The organism is Streptomyces cyaneochromogenes (genome assembly GCF_003963535.1).
GTDB classification, from domain to species: Bacteria; Actinomycetota; Actinomycetes; order Streptomycetales; family Streptomycetaceae; genus Streptomyces; species Streptomyces shaanxiensis.
In genome coordinates, this window is sequence record NZ_CP034539.1 from 8,043,333 (window position 1) to 8,059,168 (window position 15,836).

13 protein-coding genes are annotated in these 15,836 nt (G+C 73.1%); all 13 read right to left on the reverse strand.

Annotation, left to right across the window (positions count from 1 at the left end; translation table 11 throughout):
- Positions 1-60: 60 nt before the first annotated feature.
- A complete protein-coding gene (locus tag EJ357_RS36420) occupies positions 61-1,656 on the reverse strand; it encodes a TRAFAC clade GTPase domain-containing protein (RefSeq protein ID WP_126395927.1) in 1,596 nt (531 codons plus the stop codon).
- A 184-nt stretch (positions 1,657-1,840) separates the two neighbouring features.
- Positions 1,841-4,945: a GTPase-associated protein 1-related protein gene (locus EJ357_RS48575; protein WP_228472720.1), complete on the reverse strand. Its 3,105-nt coding sequence runs from the start codon at positions 4,943-4,945 to the stop codon at positions 1,841-1,843.
- The gene (locus EJ357_RS36435) at positions 4,942-6,210 is read right to left on the reverse strand and encodes a TRAFAC clade GTPase domain-containing protein (protein ID WP_126395928.1); all 1,269 of its coding nucleotides are present in this window, start codon (positions 6,208-6,210) and stop codon (positions 4,942-4,944) included. The genes EJ357_RS48575 and EJ357_RS36435 overlap by 4 nt, the downstream gene beginning before the upstream one ends.
- 3 nt (positions 6,211-6,213) lie before the next feature.
- Positions 6,214-8,562 carry a hypothetical protein gene (locus tag EJ357_RS36440; protein WP_126395929.1) on the reverse strand — a complete coding sequence of 783 codons (2,349 nt, stop codon included), beginning with the start codon at positions 8,560-8,562 and terminating at the stop codon, positions 6,214-6,216.
- Between the two features lie 123 nt (positions 8,563-8,685).
- Entirely contained in the window at positions 8,686-9,438 is a 753-nt protein-coding gene (locus EJ357_RS36445; RefSeq protein WP_126395930.1) for a sirohydrochlorin chelatase, read from the reverse strand.
- Between the two features lie 33 nt (positions 9,439-9,471).
- Positions 9,472-10,806 (reverse strand): sulfate adenylyltransferase subunit 1, encoded by a 1,335-nt coding sequence (locus EJ357_RS36450; RefSeq protein WP_126395931.1) that lies wholly within the window; start codon positions 10,804-10,806, stop codon positions 9,472-9,474.
- Between the two features lie 2 nt (positions 10,807-10,808).
- Complete coding sequence (gene cysD, locus EJ357_RS36455) at positions 10,809-11,747, reverse strand: sulfate adenylyltransferase subunit CysD (RefSeq protein WP_126395932.1); 939 nt, start codon at positions 11,745-11,747, stop codon at positions 10,809-10,811.
- A complete protein-coding gene (cysC, locus tag EJ357_RS36460; RefSeq protein WP_126395933.1) occupies positions 11,744-12,280 on the reverse strand; it encodes an adenylyl-sulfate kinase in 537 nt (178 codons plus the stop codon). Before cysC ends, cysD begins: the two co-directional genes overlap by 4 nt.
- 35 nt (positions 12,281-12,315) lie before the next feature.
- A complete protein-coding gene (locus EJ357_RS36465) occupies positions 12,316-13,026 on the reverse strand; it encodes a phosphoadenylyl-sulfate reductase (RefSeq protein WP_126395934.1) in 711 nt (236 codons plus the stop codon).
- Positions 13,023-13,202 (reverse strand): hypothetical protein, encoded by a 180-nt coding sequence (locus EJ357_RS36470; protein WP_126395935.1) that lies wholly within the window; start codon positions 13,200-13,202, stop codon positions 13,023-13,025. Before EJ357_RS36470 ends, EJ357_RS36465 begins: the two co-directional genes overlap by 4 nt.
- A complete protein-coding gene (locus EJ357_RS36475) occupies positions 13,199-14,896 on the reverse strand; it encodes a nitrite/sulfite reductase (RefSeq protein WP_126395936.1) in 1,698 nt (565 codons plus the stop codon). Before EJ357_RS36475 ends, EJ357_RS36470 begins: the two co-directional genes overlap by 4 nt.
- A 129-nt stretch (positions 14,897-15,025) precedes the next feature.
- A complete protein-coding gene (locus tag EJ357_RS50815) occupies positions 15,026-15,109 on the reverse strand; it encodes a putative leader peptide (protein ID WP_310591794.1) in 84 nt (27 codons plus the stop codon).
- A gap of 126 nt (positions 15,110-15,235) precedes the next feature.
- Positions 15,236-15,808 (reverse strand): GNAT family N-acetyltransferase, encoded by a 573-nt coding sequence (locus EJ357_RS36480; RefSeq protein ID WP_126395937.1) that lies wholly within the window; start codon positions 15,806-15,808, stop codon positions 15,236-15,238.
- Positions 15,809-15,836: the final 28 nt, after the last annotated feature.

The following is a 15,836-nucleotide window of genomic DNA, read 5'->3' on the forward strand; positions in this document are numbered from 1 at the left end:
AGCCCTGCCGCCATGCGCCGTCCACGCCCGATCGGTCGGGTCACCTGGGTCATGCCGGGCCTACCTCCCCTCGCCCTGGTCGGCGGGTCCGATCAGCGCCCCGGTCTTCAGCCCCGAGGCCGCGAGCAGCCACAGCACCGGCTCGGCGGCCCTGCGCTGCTCGGGTTCCAGTGGGCCGGTGCCGGTGGCGGCGTGCGCGCTGACGGCCCAGTAACGCGCCGACCTGGAGTCGTGCCCGAGGGCCCGGACCAGGTTGCCCAGGCCGATCTCCTCCAGCCAGCTGTCGATGCGCGCGCCGGCCACGGGCAGCGAGCCCAGCTGGTCCAGCACGTCGCGCTTGGTGACGACCGTCGCCACCGACAGCCGCCCACGCCGGCCGGCCAGCGCCGTCAGCTCGCCGATCAGCCGCTGGTACGTCTCCCAGGGGCCCTGCGGCGAGGGACGGGCCGCCTTGGCCCGCTGGGCGTCGTCGGCGCTCAACTGCCCGCGCACCTTGGGTTCGGCCAGGACGTCGGCGACCAGGACCACACCGTCGGTGTGTGCCAGGTAGTGCTGGGCGCGCACACGTTCGGCGTCGCTCACCGACTCACCCATCGGGTCGTACAGGTAGAGCAGCCTGCGCCGCCGCCCGCGTCCCACGGTCAGCATCAGGGCGCGTGGCTGGCCACCGGTCGTGGCATGGGCCCAACCGGTCTGCTTCAGCTCCTGGTTGAGGTCGCCTGCCGTACGGCGGTCGTCGGCGGAGGCGTACTCGATGGTCAGATCGCCGCGCCGCGCCCAGGCGTGCAGACCCTCCACCATCGCCGCCATCAGCATGGTCTTGCCGGACGAGGTCCCGCCGACCAGCGGCGCGTGCACCACGCGCGTGGTGCCGGCCGTCTCCGGCAGCGGCCGGTCGCAGTGCGGGCACAGCGCGGTCACCTTCCCGCGGCCCCCGAACCGGGTCGTCGGCAGCCGGTGCCCGCACGCGCACGCGTGCCACAGGACGCCGTACCGTCCCGGCCGCAGCCCGCGATGCTCGGCCCGGCAGGTGGGGCAGCGGTGCACGGCCAGCGGGACGGGCTGGTAGCAGCCGGGGTACGGGCACTTGACGCGCACCCGCCGCACCAGCAGCCACCCGCGCTCCGCACCCCGCAGCACCGGCACGGCCGTCGCGCAGCCCAGCCACACCAGGCCGAGCAGCAGGGCGAACACGGCGTGGACGACGCCGAGGACGACGGTGGCGAGTGAGGCACCGAGCAGCGCGCCCAGGGCGACGCCGGGGGCGACGAACACGACCATCCAGAAGCGGGAGCCGGGTGAGCTGCCGCGGATGCCCGACGGGCGACGCCCGTGGAAGAGGTTCCGTACGAACCGGCCCATCCACGGGTCGGAGAACGCGGTCCACACGACCCGCATCCCGTATCCGGCGGCCGAGACGGCGTCCACCCACATCTGCCGCCACCAGTATCCGAGTTGAGCTGGCTCGCCCTTTCCGACGACCGGCACGCGCCGATCGCTCCGCCCTGTCTGCCAGGGCCCGAGCCCCAGCCACACGGCACGCACACCGATGCCGAGGAACACCCACAGCAGACGGAAGACACAGAGGCCGACGCCTATGAGCAGGGCGGAGCCGAGCACGAGGGCGAGGGGGGAGGCCAGCGTGACCGTGTTCATCGGCGGCCCCCTTGGCGAGGCGAGTCGGGGGTGGCCGTGGGGAAGACGAGGGTGGCCGTGGTGATGACGGGCGTGGCGGACGCCTGGGGCGGGGGGCCCGTGCGTAACGCGGGGCTCGGTATGGTCCGGCGGGGTCTTCCGCCGCAGGACGTGCCGGGCCTTCCGCCGGCGGGCATGACGGCGTTCATCGGCGACGCCCCTCGGTCGGCGGCTCCACGTCCCCGGGCCACGCCTGCGGCTGGTCCGTGCCGCGGCGGCCGCGGCCGGACAGGCGGCCGGCGAGTCGGCCCAGCGCGCCGGGGCGGTTCCAGGTGCGGAACGCGTCGAGCCTGCCGCGGCCCGCGCGGCCGAGGGACTCCTCGACCGCGGCGACGTCCTCGGCGGGCAGCGCCCGCACGATCGGCCGCAGCACCTTGGTCAGCAGGGCCGTGCGGGTCTCGTCCCACGCCGGGCGGGTCCCGGCGAAGGAACTCCAGGCGCTGAAGCACATGGCGACGTACGACGGCGCCGTCCGCAGCCGGTCGCCCACCCGGTCCGAACGCGCCGCCCGCTCATAGGCCGCGAGCAGCCCCGGCTCGGCCGCCCTGGCCAGGGTGTACAGCTCGCTCTCGGGCGCCGGTCCCAGCACGAGCCGCCGCGCGAGGGCGTGGAACACCCGCTCCACGACCGTCTCCGGAACGGGCTCGGCCGCACCGTCCCGCAGGGCCAGCGCCCGGCCGACCCAGTCCTCGCCCTCGCCCTCGGTGCCGAGCAGACCGGCGAACTCCAGCAGGAGCAGGGCCGCGCGCTGCCCCGGCCGCAGCTCCGTCGGGAAGCAGCGGAGCAGGTCGGCGGCGAGATCCGGGATGTCGCGGTCGTCCGGGGGCGCGGCGAGCGCGGCGTCGATCAGTATGTCCCGGGTACCGGCCGCGCGGTGGATGTCCGACCCCAGCTGGTTGAGCAGCAGGCTCGCCTCCTGCCCCGTCGGCAGATCGCCGGACCACACCAGGCCGAGCGCGGTGCGCAGGACCGCCGTGTCGGCGTGCGGTGACACCCCGGCGGCGCGCAGGACTTCGTGGAACCGCCCGAGCCGGTCACCGCCGGAGGCGCCCGCGGACTCGCCCGCCATGACGCACATCCGCAGATGCGGGAACCCGGTCTGCAGCTCGGCGGGCAGCCCCGACCCGGCCAGCCTCCGCGCGACGCCGGGCGGATCGGCCGCGGCCAGCGCGTTCAGGGCGCCGAACAGCGCGATGCGCAGGGCCGGATGCTCGTGCACGGCGTCGAGCAGGGCGGGGGAGGGGGAGGAGGGGTACGGGGGCTGTGCGGGCGGGCCGCCCGCGGCCGCGGTGGTGGGGTCGCCGGACGGGGTGGTGCCGAGACCGGCCGGCGGGGCACCGACGGGGGGACGGCCCTGGAAGTCGGCGGAGGTACGACCGGGGAGGTCGTCCCGCGTACGGCCCGCGCCGTCGGCGGGCGTCCTGCCGAGGCTGTCGGTGGGGGCTTGGCTCCACCACGCGTCGCCCGGGCGACGATCCGTGCCGTCGGCCGACGGGCGCTCCGCGCGGTCGGCGGACCGGCGGCCCGAACTGTCGGTGCCCCGGCGGCCCGCGCTGTCGACCGACGGCGTGCCGGAACCGTCGGCCGGGGCCTGGCTCCACCAGGCGTCGGCCGGTCGGCGCCCCGGACCTTCAGAGGGATGGCGACCCGAGCCGTCGGCAGGACGGCGACCCGTACCGTCGGCCGGATACCGACCCGAGCCGTCTGCCGCCCCACGCCCCGCGGCGTCTGCGGAGGACCGCCCCTCCGCGTGCCCCGCCGGGTCGGCCGCCCCGTACCCCGCAGCGTCCTTCCCCGCCGGGTCCGCGCCGCCCGCCCCGCCCGCCGAGGGCTCGGCGACCAGACCGCGGGCCAGTCGGCCCGCGAGTTCCGGAAGCAGGTCCTGGCAGTCGATGTCCAGCAGGTCCGCGATCCGCAGCAGTGCCAGGGGGCGGCCGGCGGCCGGCTCGCGCTCGTCGGCGATACCGGCACGCAGCGCGGGCGCCAGATCCCGGGCCAGGGCGGCCTGGGCCTCCGCCGTCAGCGACCCGGCACGCAGCGCGGGAATCGGCCCGCGCCCCCGTATGGCCGCGGCCAGCACCCGTGCCGCGAGCGGCGCTGTCACCACGGTCGGCACCTGGCCCTCCAGCCGGGCCAACAGGGCGGCCAGCGCGGCCTGTTCGGCGTCGTCCGGGGCGGACGACATGCTGCCGCGGAGGTCCGAACCGGCTCCGGCGTGGCCCGCACTCCGACCGTCGAGGGGCTCGCCGCTCTCGCACAGGGCTCCCACCAGCGCGGTCAACGTGTCGTCGGTGAGCGTGCCCGCGTGATCGACCGCCCACTGTGCGGCCGCGGTACGACCGACCGCACCCAGCTCGATCCCCGCGACCAGCGCCGCCACCGCCAACGGGCCGGTTTCCGCTGACGTGTCGCGGAACAGGTCGGGTCGTCCGGCACACCAGATGTGCGCGCAGATCCGCGCCCATACGTCGGTCACCGGCGGGGTCGCCGGTGACGGCGCCGGTCCGGTCGTACAGTCGTGGACCCGGTAGCGGTGGTCGTGGGCGACCGGCTCGGAGGACGGCAGGACGCCGATGATCTGCTGACGGGCCTGCTGCGGGCGGCGGGTGTAGGTGGTGAACGTCAGCCGGTGGGCCTGCTCGCGCGGCAGCACCGCGCAGGCGAGCGCGATCCACTGGGCGACGTCCGCGCTGTCGTGCTCGACGATGACGATCTGGCCGGCGGTGTCGGGTTCCTCGGTCAACGCCCGCAGGTCGGCGAAGAACGCCGCCAGGCGGTCGGACCGGGAGACGGCGAACGCGATCAGGCCGGCCTTGCGGAGCAGGCCCGACGGCTCGAAGCGGTCGACCGGTCCGGGCCGGCCGTCCGGCGGTGTGGTGTCGGCCCAGCGCGGCGACTCCCACGCCGTGATCGGCAGCGCACCGTCCGGCAGCCTGGTTCCCGGCGGCAGATGCAGCGCGTGCGCGTGGAAGTTGCCCCAACGGCCGCTGTAGTCCGCGCCGGTGTAGACGCAGCGGCTCAGCAGCCGTCCGCCGTCGGCGAGTTCGGAGAAGCTGAAGGCCTTCGGGAAGCTCTTGAGCTGCTCGGCGTCGGGGCGGGCCGGGAAGTCACGTGGGGGTTCGTAGCCGATGAGCTGCTCGGCCTCCCGCAGCAGTGCCTGCGGGACCCCGGCGGTGACCGCCGTGAACCGGAAACCCGAACCGTCGGGCCCGGGCGGTGCCGAGGTGTAGTGCAGCTGGGCGAGGCTCATTTGACACGCCCCTTTCCTGCGCGTCCCTTCGCGGTGGACCGCACGGGCAGCACGCCCCGACGGGCCAGCAGCCACAGCAGCGGGTCCTCCACCCGCACCGGCTGCGGGCCCGACTTCGGTACGTCGGCAGGCGCGTCGGCGGGCGGCGGCGCACCGAGCGCCGACAGCCCGAACAGCGACAACTCGGCGAAGTCCAGCTCAAGTTGCCGTACCAGCGCCCCCGAGTCCCAGTCGGCCATCAGCGACCGGATCTCCTCGTGCACACCGAGCCGGTCGTCCTCGTCGAACCGGCCCTCTGTGTGGGACGCGTTGCGCAGCAGCGGGGAATGCGGGTCGAGGAGCGGCCTGAGCATGTCCGTCTTGGTGACGGCCACCGCGATCGGCGTGGACACCCGGCCGCGGGATCCGCCCTTGCCGTGGGCGCGCAGCTGGGCCGCCAGGTCGGCGGCGATCTGCTGCGGCGGGGTCTCGACGACGGGCAGCGGGGGGCCGTCGTGCACCGGCAACCGGTCCCGTACGGAGCCGAGTTGGAGCGGATCGACCAGCATGACTATGCCGTCGGCGGCGCTGAGATAGCGGGTGTAGCGGTCCATCGCCTCGGCGCCGGCGAGGTCCTCGCCCGCCGCGTCGAAGAAGACCAGCGTGGTGTGCCGGGTGCCCGAGCCCGGGCGGCCGCGTCTGGGCACGCTGAGCCGGTACAGGAGCGGGTCGTTGAAGCCGAGGGCGGCCGGGCGGGTGGCGTCCGGCAGCCGCAGCCGTTCGTAGAGATCCTCGGCCATCTCCTTGTCCCGCTGCTGGGTGGTCTGCCCCATCGCCGCGAGCGAGGCGTGGTAGGCCTGCCCGACGCGCTGGTTCAACTCGTTGAGCAGGACGGACACATAGGTGCTCTTGCCGGAGGCCTTCGCGCCGACCAGGGCGATGATGCGGCTGTCCTGGTCGCAGTAGTCGCTCGGCAGGTCGTTGTGGCAGCCCCGGCACACCCGCACCGGCGTGGGCACCCCGCAGTCGGGACAGGGCACGCTGCTGCCGCCGCGCGGTCCGACGGGCACGGGCAGTGCGGCGAGCCTGCGGGCCGGGGTGAACACGGGGCCGCGCATCCGGGCCGCAGGGGGAGCGCCGGGCCCCATGAACCCCGCCCATATGTCGTCGCGTTGCGGGCCGCAGGGGGAACCGCCGCGGACGCCGCTCGGGGTCATCAGACAGCGGTAGGGCAGCTTGGCCGCGGACGAGCGGTCGAAGCAGTAGGGGCAGATCACGGTCGTCATGACTCAGCGCACCACCAGGGTCGCGGGGGACGGTTCTTCGAGGCGTACGGCGGCGGCGTGCTCGCCCAGCAGGAAGCCGCGCAGGGTGTAGGGGGCCGGGCAGGGCGCGGCCGGCAGCTCCCGCTCGACCGTGCCGAGGCGGGCCAGGTCGGTGCCGGAGACGCGCAGCACGGTGGTGCCCTCGGTCGCGCTGCGCGGGCGGATCGTGCCGCTGCGGGCGACGCACACGAACTCGGGGAGGCCCATGTGACCTCGGGGAGCGGTCAGGGTGACGCGCAACAGGGTTCGGCCGCGGCCGAGCAACCGGCGTGGTGCGCGCAGGAGTTGGTAGCCGATCGTGGTGTCCGGCGGCAGCACGACCTCGGCGTCCGCGGCCGGTACGACGACCGCGCCGGTCGCCTGCGGAGCGGTCGAGGCACGTATCAGCACCCCGCCCGGTCCGACGGGCAGTCGCAGTCCGCTGCGGCGGTAGGCATGGGCGGTGACGGTACGTCGGCCCCCACTGGCGGTCACGGTGGCCGTGCCGGTGCTGGTGGCTGTACCGACACTCGTGGCTGTGCCGGTACTCGCCGGGGAGCCGATGCCGGTGTCCAGCCCCGAGTCGGCGTCCGGGCCGCCGGCCTGAAGCAGGCCGGCGGCGTCTCCCGCCGCACCCCCGTCCAGGTGCTCCCAGCTCACGAGCAGATGGCCGACGCCGTCGGGCCAGTCGAGGGTGACCGCGGCGTGTCCCTCGGGGAGGCGCTGGGCGGCGAGCCCCGTCACCGGGCGCAGCACCTCGACGTCGACCGCGGGACCGGCCAGCGCGCGTTCGCCGAGGACGGCGACGGCGGCGACCCGCGTGAACCCGGCCGGCGGCGGATCCAGAACCCCGGCCCGCTCGGGCCGGTCGAGCCGTGCCGGGAGCCCGTCGGTGCGCAGTTCGCTGCCGGGGGCCGGGGCCTCGCCGGGCCACCGGACCAACCGGACCTCGGTGTCCCGCGCGCCGGTCCAGCCGAACCGCAGGGCCGTGCCGTCGGGGTGTGCGGTGAGGGTGCGGACGGCTTCGGGCCAGGGGTGCACGGTGCGGGTGGCGTGCACGCCGGGGGAGGGGACCAGGGCCCCGCCGGGCGCCCGGTAGTGGCAGACGACACGGAAGGCGTGGACGCCGGTCGCGAGGCCGGTCGCGGTGAACCCGTCGACGCGGGGCGGCAGTTGCCCGACATCCCCGTCCGGCCCGGTCCGCTCGACCGTCACCTCCGCGGCACCGCCCGGCCGCCGCCAGGTGCCCTCGATCCGCTCGGGCCCGTCCGTGAGCGTGAGCCCCTCCACCTCGGGCGCGACGAGCACCCGGCGCGAGACGAGCGGCGCCCCGGCGACGCGACCGTCGCGCAACGGGAGCGCGGCATACCGGACGGCGGACCCGAGCGCGACGGCGGTGTCCCGCGCCGTCCCGGCCCCCTGTCCCGCCACCTCGCGGACCTTCGGCGCCCCCTTCTCGTCCCGGTACAGGCACAGCAGCAACCAGTCGCCGTTGCCGTCGGCGTCCGTCTCCGGCCAGGTCAACTCGACGTGATCGGGGGCGAGTTCGGCGTGCAAGGGGGCGTGCCGCCCGGAACCGGGCCCGTGGTGACGGACCAGGGCGCGCAGGGCCCGCCGGTCGTCGGCGGCCTCGTGCAGCGCGCCCAGCAACTCCTCGCCCGCCCGCTCGGTGTCCCCACGCCCCTCGGCCTCCCGAGCCGCACGCAGTGCCGCCTCCACCACCGCCAGCCGGGCGGACAGCGAGCCCCGCAGGGCATCGAGGGCCGGATCGGTGCGGTCCTGCGGCAGTCGCTCCAGCAGAGCCCGCACCCGGTGCAGCCGGTGCCGTGCCCAGGCGTCGGCGAGGGACTCGGCGGCGTCGCGCTGTCGCCGGGTGAGGGCGGGTCGCAGCCGGGCCGCCGCCACGAGACCGGCGACCTCGTCCGGGTGTACCCCCAACTCGACGGCGACACGCGGGCGTTCACCCCGGTCCCGGTCCTGCAGCAGGCCGATCAACTGGTACAGCACGACCCTGCGCGGTGCCTGCGGATCACTTCGGTGCAGTGCGGCGAGCAGGCCCGCGAGGGGCGCCGTCGGGGTCGCGGCACGGGCGAGGTCGTCCAGCAGCGTGCCGTCCACCCGCTGTCGGCCACGGGGCCCGGAGGGCACGTACAACCCGTCGAGGACGCGTAATCCGCCGCCACCCGGGGGCAGCAGCGCAGCGCCCAGGTGACGTAACCCTGCCGCGTGCTGGGCCGTGGCGAGTTCGGCGTAACCGGGTACGAGCGGACTCAACGGCAGCCCGGACAGTGCCCGTGGCAGCCCCAGATGATGCCCGAACTCGCGCCCAGCCACGTGTGCCGCTCTCCCCCGATAGAACCTCGAGGGACCATCCCAGCAGATCCCCGTGCTCGGGGAGGCGGTTTTTTCGGAATCCGACCAGGTGGGACCGGCAGAGCCCGTCGCGCCGACCCGGTCTCAGGCCCCGACGGCCGCCAGCACCGGCAGCCCTGCCGCGTCGTACCGGTCCAGCAGTACCCGCGCCACCTCGGGCGCTGCTCCGAGCACGTCCGCCAGCACGTCCGCCTCGGCCGCGCCCCGGGCGATGCGGTCCGGGAGGAAGCCGGGTGCCAGGACGTAGGGCGCCACGGCAACCCGCTCGCAGCCGAGTTCGCGGAGCGCACGCACCGCGTCCTCGGTGCGGGGGAACCCCGCGGGAGAACCGGCGGAGGCGAACGCAGGCCGCACGGCGCACCAACCGGTGTGCCGCCACTCCCGCGCGATTTCTGCGATCACTGCGATCGCCTCCGGGTCGGTGGACCCCGCCGAGGCCAGCACGACCCCGGTCGAGGACTTGTCGGCGGGCGTCAGCCCCGCCTCGTACAGCCGCCGCTCCAGGGCGGCCAGGAGCAGCGGCGAGGGGCCCAGAACCTCCGCCTGCCGGATCCGCAGCTGCGGCGGCGCGGCCCGCAGGACCGCCGGGATGTCGGCCTTGGCGTGGAAGGCACGGGTCAGCAGCAGGGGCAGCGCCACGACGTCCCGTACCCCCTCCGCCGCCAGCGACTCCAGCACCCCCTGCACCGACGGGATGTTGAAGTCCAGGAAGCCGGTCTCCACCCGTACGTCAGGGCGCAGCGAGCGCACCCGCCGCACCAGGGCATGCACCGTCGCGGCGTGCCGCGGGTCGCGGCTGCCGTGGGCGATGACGAGAAGGACCGGCTTCATGGACATGCTCCAGAAAGGGGGTGGCAGGCACCGGAGATCTCAGAAGTCCCAGCCGTCGTCCTCGGCCTCGTCCTTGACCGGCTCCGGCGAGGCGAAGGACTCGCCGACCATGCCCGCGGTGAGCGTGGTGCCGTCGTTCGGGTCGATGAGGATGAAGGAGCCGGTGCGGCGCGAGTCGGCGTAGGAGTCGACCGGCAGCGGCTCGGCGGTGCGGATCTTCACCCGGCCGATGTCGTTGGCGACGAGCTGTCCCGGGTGCGGGTGCAGGGACAGGTCGTCGAGCGTGAGCCGGGACGGGATGTCCTTGACGATCGCCTTGACCGTGCGGGTGCCGTGCTTGAGCAGCACACGGTGGTTGACGGTCAGCGGCTGGTCGGCGACGTGGCAGACCGTGGCCTCGATGTCCTGCGTGGTCGCGGGCGCGTCCTTGGTCGGCACGAGCAGGTCGCCGCGCGAGATGTCGATGTCGTCCTCCAGGAGGACGGTCACCGACTGGGTGGTCCACGCGACGTCGACCGGCCTGCCCAGCAGATCGATGCCGGAGATCTTCGACGTACGGCCCGACGGCAGCACGGTCACCGACTCGCCGACGCGGAACGAACCGGCGGCGATCTGACCGGCGTAGCCCCGGTAGTCCGGGTGCTCGGCGGTCTGCGGCCGGATCACGTACTGCACGGGCAGCCGGGCGTGGCAGTGCCGCAGGTCGTGGCTGACCGGGACCGTCTCCAGGTGCTCCAGGAAGGTCGGCCCGCCGTACCAGTCCATGTTCGCGGACGGGTCCACCACGTTGTCGCCGGCCAGCGCCGAGATCGGGATCGAGGTGATCTCCGGGACGCCCAGTTCGAGCGCGTACGCCGTGAACTCCTCGGCGATCGCGGCGAAGACGGACTCCTGGTAGTCCACCAGGTCCATCTTGTTCACGGCGAGGACGACGTGCGGCACCCGCAGCAGCGCGGCGATGGCGGCGTGCCGGCGGGTCTGCTCGACGACGCCGTTGCGGGCGTCGACGAGGATCACCGTCAGCTCGGCCGTCGAGGCGCCCGTGACCATGTTGCGCGTGTACTGCACATGGCCGGGGGTGTCGGCGAGGATGAACCGGCGCCGGGGCGTGGCGAAGTAACGGTACGCCACGTCGATCGTGATGCCCTGCTCCCGCTCGGCCCGCAGGCCGTCCGTCAGCAGCGCGAGGTCGGGGGCCTCCTGCCCGCGGCTCGCCGAGGCGCGCTCCACGGCCTCCAGCTGGTCGGTGAGGATCGACTTGGAGTCGTGCAGCAGCCGTCCGACGAGGGTGGACTTGCCGTCGTCGACGGAGCCCGCGGTGGCGAACCGCAACAGGGTGGTGGCCGAGAGCTCCTCGGTCGTCGTCGTGCTCATGCTTAGAAGTACCCCTCGCGCTTACGGTCTTCCATCGCGGCCTCGGAGAGCTTGTCGTCGGCGCGGGTGGCGCCGCGCTCGGTCAGCCGGGAGGCGGCGATCTCGGTGATGACCTGCTCCAGGCTCACCGCGTCCGAATCGACGGCACCGGTGCAGGACATGTCGCCCACGGTCCGGTAGCGGACGAGTCGCTTCTCGACCGTCTCGCCGTCCTTCGGCCCGCCCCACTCACCGGCGGTCAGCCACATGCCGCCGCGCTTGAAGACGTCGCGCTCGTGAGCGAAGTAGATCTCCGGCAGCTCGATGCCCTCACGGGCGATGTACTGCCAGACGTCCAGTTCGGTCCAGTTGGAGAGCGGGAACACGCGGACGTGTTCGCCGGGCGCGTGGCGGCCGTTGTACAGGTTCCACAGCTCGGGGCGCTGCCGGCGCGGGTCCCACTGCGAGAACTCGTCGCGCAGGCTGAACACCCGCTCCTTGGCCCGCGCCTTCTCCTCGTCGCGCCGCCCGCCGCCGAACACGGCGTCGAACTTCTCGCTCTGGATCTTCTCCGTCAGCGGCACCGTCTGCAGGGGATTGCGTGTCCCGTCGGGACGTTCGCGCAGCACACCCCGGTCGATGTAGTCCTGCACCGACGCGACGTGCAGCCGCAGGTTGTGCTTCTCGACCGTGCGGTCCCGGTACTCGATGACCTCGGGGAAGTTGTGCCCGGTGTCCACGTGCAGCAGCGAGAAGGGGATCGCCGCGGGGGCGAAGGCCTTCAGCGCCAGGTGCAGCATGACGATGGAGTCCTTGCCGCCGGAGAACAGGATCACCGGCCGCTCGAACTCGCCCGCCACCTCACGGAAGATGTGCACCGCCTCGGACTCCAGCGCGTCCAGGTGCGAGAGGGCGTACGGGGAGTCCGTACCCTCCTCCACTGCGGCGACGGTCGCCGTCATGCCAGTCCCCTTTCGCTGAGCAGGGCGTACACCGACGCCGCGGACTCCTGCACGGTCTGGTTCTGGGACTCGATGCGCAGATCGGGTGACTCGGGCTCCTCGTACGGGTCGTCGACGCCGGTCAGGCCCTTGAGTTCGCCCGCGGCCTGCTTGGCGTACAGACCCTTCACATCGCGTACGGAGCACACCTCGACCGGCGTGGCCACGTGTACCTCCAGGTACGGCGCCCCGCCTTCCTGGTGGCGCTTGCGCACCGCGTCCCGGCTGTCCTGGTAGGGCGCGATGACCGGGACGAGCGCCTTGACGCCGTTACGGGCGAGCAGTTCGGCGAGGAAGCCGATGCGCTGCACGTTGGTGTGCCGGTCCTCGCGGCTGAAGCCGAGGCCCGCGGAGATGAACTCGCGGATCTCGTCGCCGTCGAGCACCTCGACGCGGTGGCCCTCCTCGCGCAGCCGTCCGGCCAGCTCGTAGGCGATGGTGGTCTTGCCGGCGCTCGGCAGACCCGTGAGCCAGACGGTGGCTCCGCTCGTCACGTGGTTCTCCAAATTCGTAGCAAGCTCGGTCATGGTCAGCCGTGCAGCCCGCACTCGGTCTTGCCGCGGCCCGCCCAGCGGCCGGCCCGCGCGTCCTCGCCCTCCAGCACCCGCCGGGTGCAGGGCGCGCAGCCGACGGAGGCGTAGCCGTCCATCAGCAGCGGGTTGGTCAGGACACCGTGCTCGGCGACGTACGCGTCCACGTCGTCCTGGGTCCAGCGGGCGATCGGCGAGATCTTCACCTTCTGCCGCTTCTCGTCCCAGCCGACGACCGGGGTGTTCGCCCGGGTCGGGGACTCGTCGCGGCGCAGACCGGTGGCCCAGGCCACGTAGCTCTTGAGGCCCCGCTCCAGCGGCTCGACCTTGCGCAGCCTGCAGCACAGGTCGGGGTCGCGGTCGTGCAGCTTCGGGCCGTACTCGGCGTCCTGTTCGGCGACCGTCTGGACGGGGGTGAGGGTGATGACGTTGACGTCCATCACCGCCTCGACCGCGTCACGGGTGCCGATGGTCTCCTCGAAGTGGTAGCCGGTGTCGAGGAACACGACGTCCACGCCGGGCATGGCGCGGGAGGCGAGGTGGGCGACCACCGCGTCCTCCATGGACGAGGTCACGCAGAAGCGCTTGCCGAAGGTGGCGACCGCCCACTGGAGGATCTCCAGCGCGGAGGCGTCCTCCAGATCACGGCCCGCCTGCTCGGCCAGCGCCTTGAGATCCGCCGCCGTGCGCTCTTCCTGAGCCGTCGTCATATCTCGTCACCCCCTGCGTCGGTGTGCTGAAGACCCCGGGCGAGGAGCCCGAGGAACTTCAGCTGAAAGGCCCGGTTGCACGCCGCGCATTCCCAGGCGCCGTGGCCCTGCTCGGACGGACGCAGGTCCTCGTCGCCGCAGTAGGGGCAGTAGAAGGGGGCGGCCCGCTCGCTCATGAGAGGGCCTCCTCGGAGGCGCGCGCCGCCCAGGTCGCGAACCGCTCGCCGTCCTCGCGCTCGTCCTGGAACCGCTTCAGGACGCGCTCGACGTAGTCGGGCAGCTCCTCGGAGGTGACCTTCAGGCCACGCACCTTGCGCCCGAACCCGGCCTCCAGGCCGAGCGCGCCGCCCAGGTGCACCTGGAAGCCCTCGACCTGCTCGCCCTTGTCGTCGAGGACCAGCTGGCCCTTGAGACCGATGTCCGCCACCTGGATACGGGCGCAGGCGTTCGGGCAGCCGTTGATGTTGATGGTGATCGGCTCGTCGAAGTCCGGGATCCGGCGCTCCAGCTCGTCGATCAGCTGGGAGCCGCGCGCCTTGGTCTCGACGATGGCGAGCTTGCAGTACTCGATGCCGGTGCAGGCCATGGTGCCGCGCCGGAAGGGGGACGGCCTGGTGGTCAGGTCCAGGGCCTCCAGGGCCTCGGACAGCGACTCGACCTGCGCCTCCTCGACATCGAGGATGATCATCTTCTGCTCGACGGTGGTACGGACCCGCCCGGAGCCGTGCGCCTCGGCCAGCTCGGCGATCTTCGTGAGGGTCGTGCCGTCCACGCGGCCCACGCGCGGGGCGAACCCGACGTAGAACCGGCCGTCCTGCTGCCGGTGCACACCGACGTGGTCCCGCCAGCGCTCCACGGGCTGCGCGGGCGCGGGCCCGTCGACCAGCTTGCGCTTGAGGTACTCGTCCTCCAGCACCTGACGGAACTTCTCCGCGCCCCAGTCGGCGACCAGGAACTTCAGGCGGGCGCGGGTGCGCAGCCGCCGGTAGCCGTAGTCGCGGAAGATCGAGATGACGCCCTCGTAGACGTCCGGCACCTCGTCCAGCGGAACCCAGGCGCCGAGCCGGACGCCGATCTTGGGGTTGGTGGACAGGCCGCCGCCGACCCACAGGTCGAAGCCGGGGCCGTGCTCGGGGTGGTTCACACCGACGAAGGCGACGTCGTTGATCTCGTGCGCCACGTCGAGCAGCGGCGAGCCGGAGATCGCGGACTTGAACTTGCGGGGCAGGTTGGAGAACGCCTTGTTGCCGATGATCCGGCGCTGGATCTCGTCGATGGCCGGGGTGCCGTCGATGATCTCGTCCGCGGCGATACCGGCGACCGGCGAGCCGAGGACCACGCGGGGCGTGTCACCGCAGGCCTCGGTGGTGGACAGCCCGACGGCCTCCAGGCGGTTCCAGATCTCGGGCACGTCCTCGATCCGGATCCAGTGGTACTGCACGTTCTGCCGGTCGGTGATGTCCGCGGTGCCGCGCGCGAACTCCTGTGAGATCTCGCCGATGACGCGCAGCTGCTGCGTGGTCAGCCGGCCGCCGTCGATCCGCACCCGCAGCATGAAGTAGGAGTCGTCCAGCTCCTCCGGCTCCAGGATCGCGGTCTTGCCGCCGTCGATCCCCGGGCGACGCTGGGTGTACAGCCCCCACCAGCGCATACGGCCACGCAGATCGTTCGGGTCGATGGAGTCGAAGCCGCGCTTGGAGTAGATCGTCTCAATGCGTGTCCGCACATTGAGACCGTCGTCGTCCTTCTTGAACTGTTCGTTGCCGTTGAGCGGGGTGAAGTGCCCCGCGGCCCACTGGCCCTCACCGCGGTGACGGCTCACCTTGCGGCGGGGAGTCGCGGCGGCAGGCTTCTGCGGGGTGGCGGCCATGGTTGTTTACGTCCTTCGGGACAGGCGGGAAAGCGGCTCTGACCTGCGCGCATGGGCGCATGGGCATACATGCGCCTCATTGCGCAGGAATGAGGCGAAAGGGGAGTGTCGGGCGCGGACGGACTGTGCTCAGCGCGCCGGACAGATGGCGCTGGACATGCGGCCGAGGTCGACGTGTCGTCGACTCACCAAGGCGATTCCAGTTCCAGACATGACGGAAGCGTGGCACGGAGATCTGGACACAGTCCAGCTTTGTCCGTCATGCGGACACCCTTGTCCCGAAGGGCGAGACAAGGGTGTCGTCGGTCACATGGCCCGAATCGGCCGGTTCTGCCCTGGTCAGCCAGGGTACGCCCCGGGCCAGGGACCGGGCGTGGCCGCCTCGGCCTCCTCCTCGACCTTGGTGTCGAAGAGCTTGAAGCCGCGCCGCAGATAGTTGTCCATGGCGTGCTCCCCGTCCTTGCTGCAGGTGTGCAGCCACACCCGCTTGGTCCGGGCCAGCCCCGGCCAGCGCTCCGCGAGGTCCCAGGCGCGGGCGGCGCCGTACGCCAGCAGGTGCCCGCCGATCCGCCGTCCGCGGAAGGCCGGGATCAGGCCGAAGTAGACGATCTCCACGACCCCGTCGTCCTGCGGATCCAGCTCCACGTACCCCGCCGGGGTCCCCCGGTCGTAGGCGACCCACGTCTCGACACCCGGACGCTCCAGATGCCGCTGCCACTGCGCGTACGTCCAGCTGAGCCGGTCGATCCACTGGATGTCCCCGCCGACGGACGCGTACAGGAACCGGCTGAACTCCGGCGAGGGCGCCTCGGCCCGGACGATCCTCACGTCCCCTTCCGGGGCGGCGGCCGGCAGGAGGTCGTCCGGCGAGGTCTGCTCCAGGGACCAGGTGGTCACGGGGATGTTGGTCATGGCCGTCAGGGAATCATCCCAGCGGCAG

Bases quoted from the DNA above. Each gene is read 5' to 3' on its own strand.
- EJ357_RS36445 (WP_126395930.1), bottom strand. From the start codon at position 9,438: ATGTCCATGAAGCCGGTCCTTCTCGTCATCGCCCACGGCAGCCGCGAC.
- EJ357_RS48575 (WP_228472720.1), bottom strand. From the start codon at position 4,945: ATGAGCCTCGCCCAGCTGCACTACACCTCGGCACCGCCCGGGCCCGAC.
- EJ357_RS36435 (WP_126395928.1), bottom strand. From the start codon at position 6,210: ATGACGACCGTGATCTGCCCCTACTGCTTCGACCGCTCGTCCGCGGCC.
- EJ357_RS36465 (WP_126395934.1), bottom strand. From the start codon at position 13,026: ATGACGACGGCTCAGGAAGAGCGCACGGCGGCGGATCTCAAGGCGCTG.
- EJ357_RS36475 (WP_126395936.1), bottom strand. From the start codon at position 14,896: ATGGCCGCCACCCCGCAGAAGCCTGCCGCCGCGACTCCCCGCCGCAAG.
- EJ357_RS50815 (WP_310591794.1), bottom strand. From the start codon at position 15,109: ATGTCTGGAACTGGAATCGCCTTGGTGAGTCGACGACACGTCGACCTC.
- EJ357_RS36470 (WP_126395935.1), bottom strand. From the start codon at position 13,202: ATGAGCGAGCGGGCCGCCCCCTTCTACTGCCCCTACTGCGGCGACGAG.
- EJ357_RS36480 (WP_126395937.1), bottom strand. From the start codon at position 15,808: ATGACCAACATCCCCGTGACCACCTGGTCCCTGGAGCAGACCTCGCCG.
- EJ357_RS36450 (WP_126395931.1), bottom strand. From the start codon at position 10,806: ATGAGCACGACGACGACCGAGGAGCTCTCGGCCACCACCCTGTTGCGG.
- EJ357_RS36420 (WP_126395927.1), bottom strand. From the start codon at position 1,656: ATGAACACGGTCACGCTGGCCTCCCCCCTCGCCCTCGTGCTCGGCTCC.
- cysD (WP_126395932.1), bottom strand. From the start codon at position 11,747: ATGACGGCGACCGTCGCCGCAGTGGAGGAGGGTACGGACTCCCCGTAC.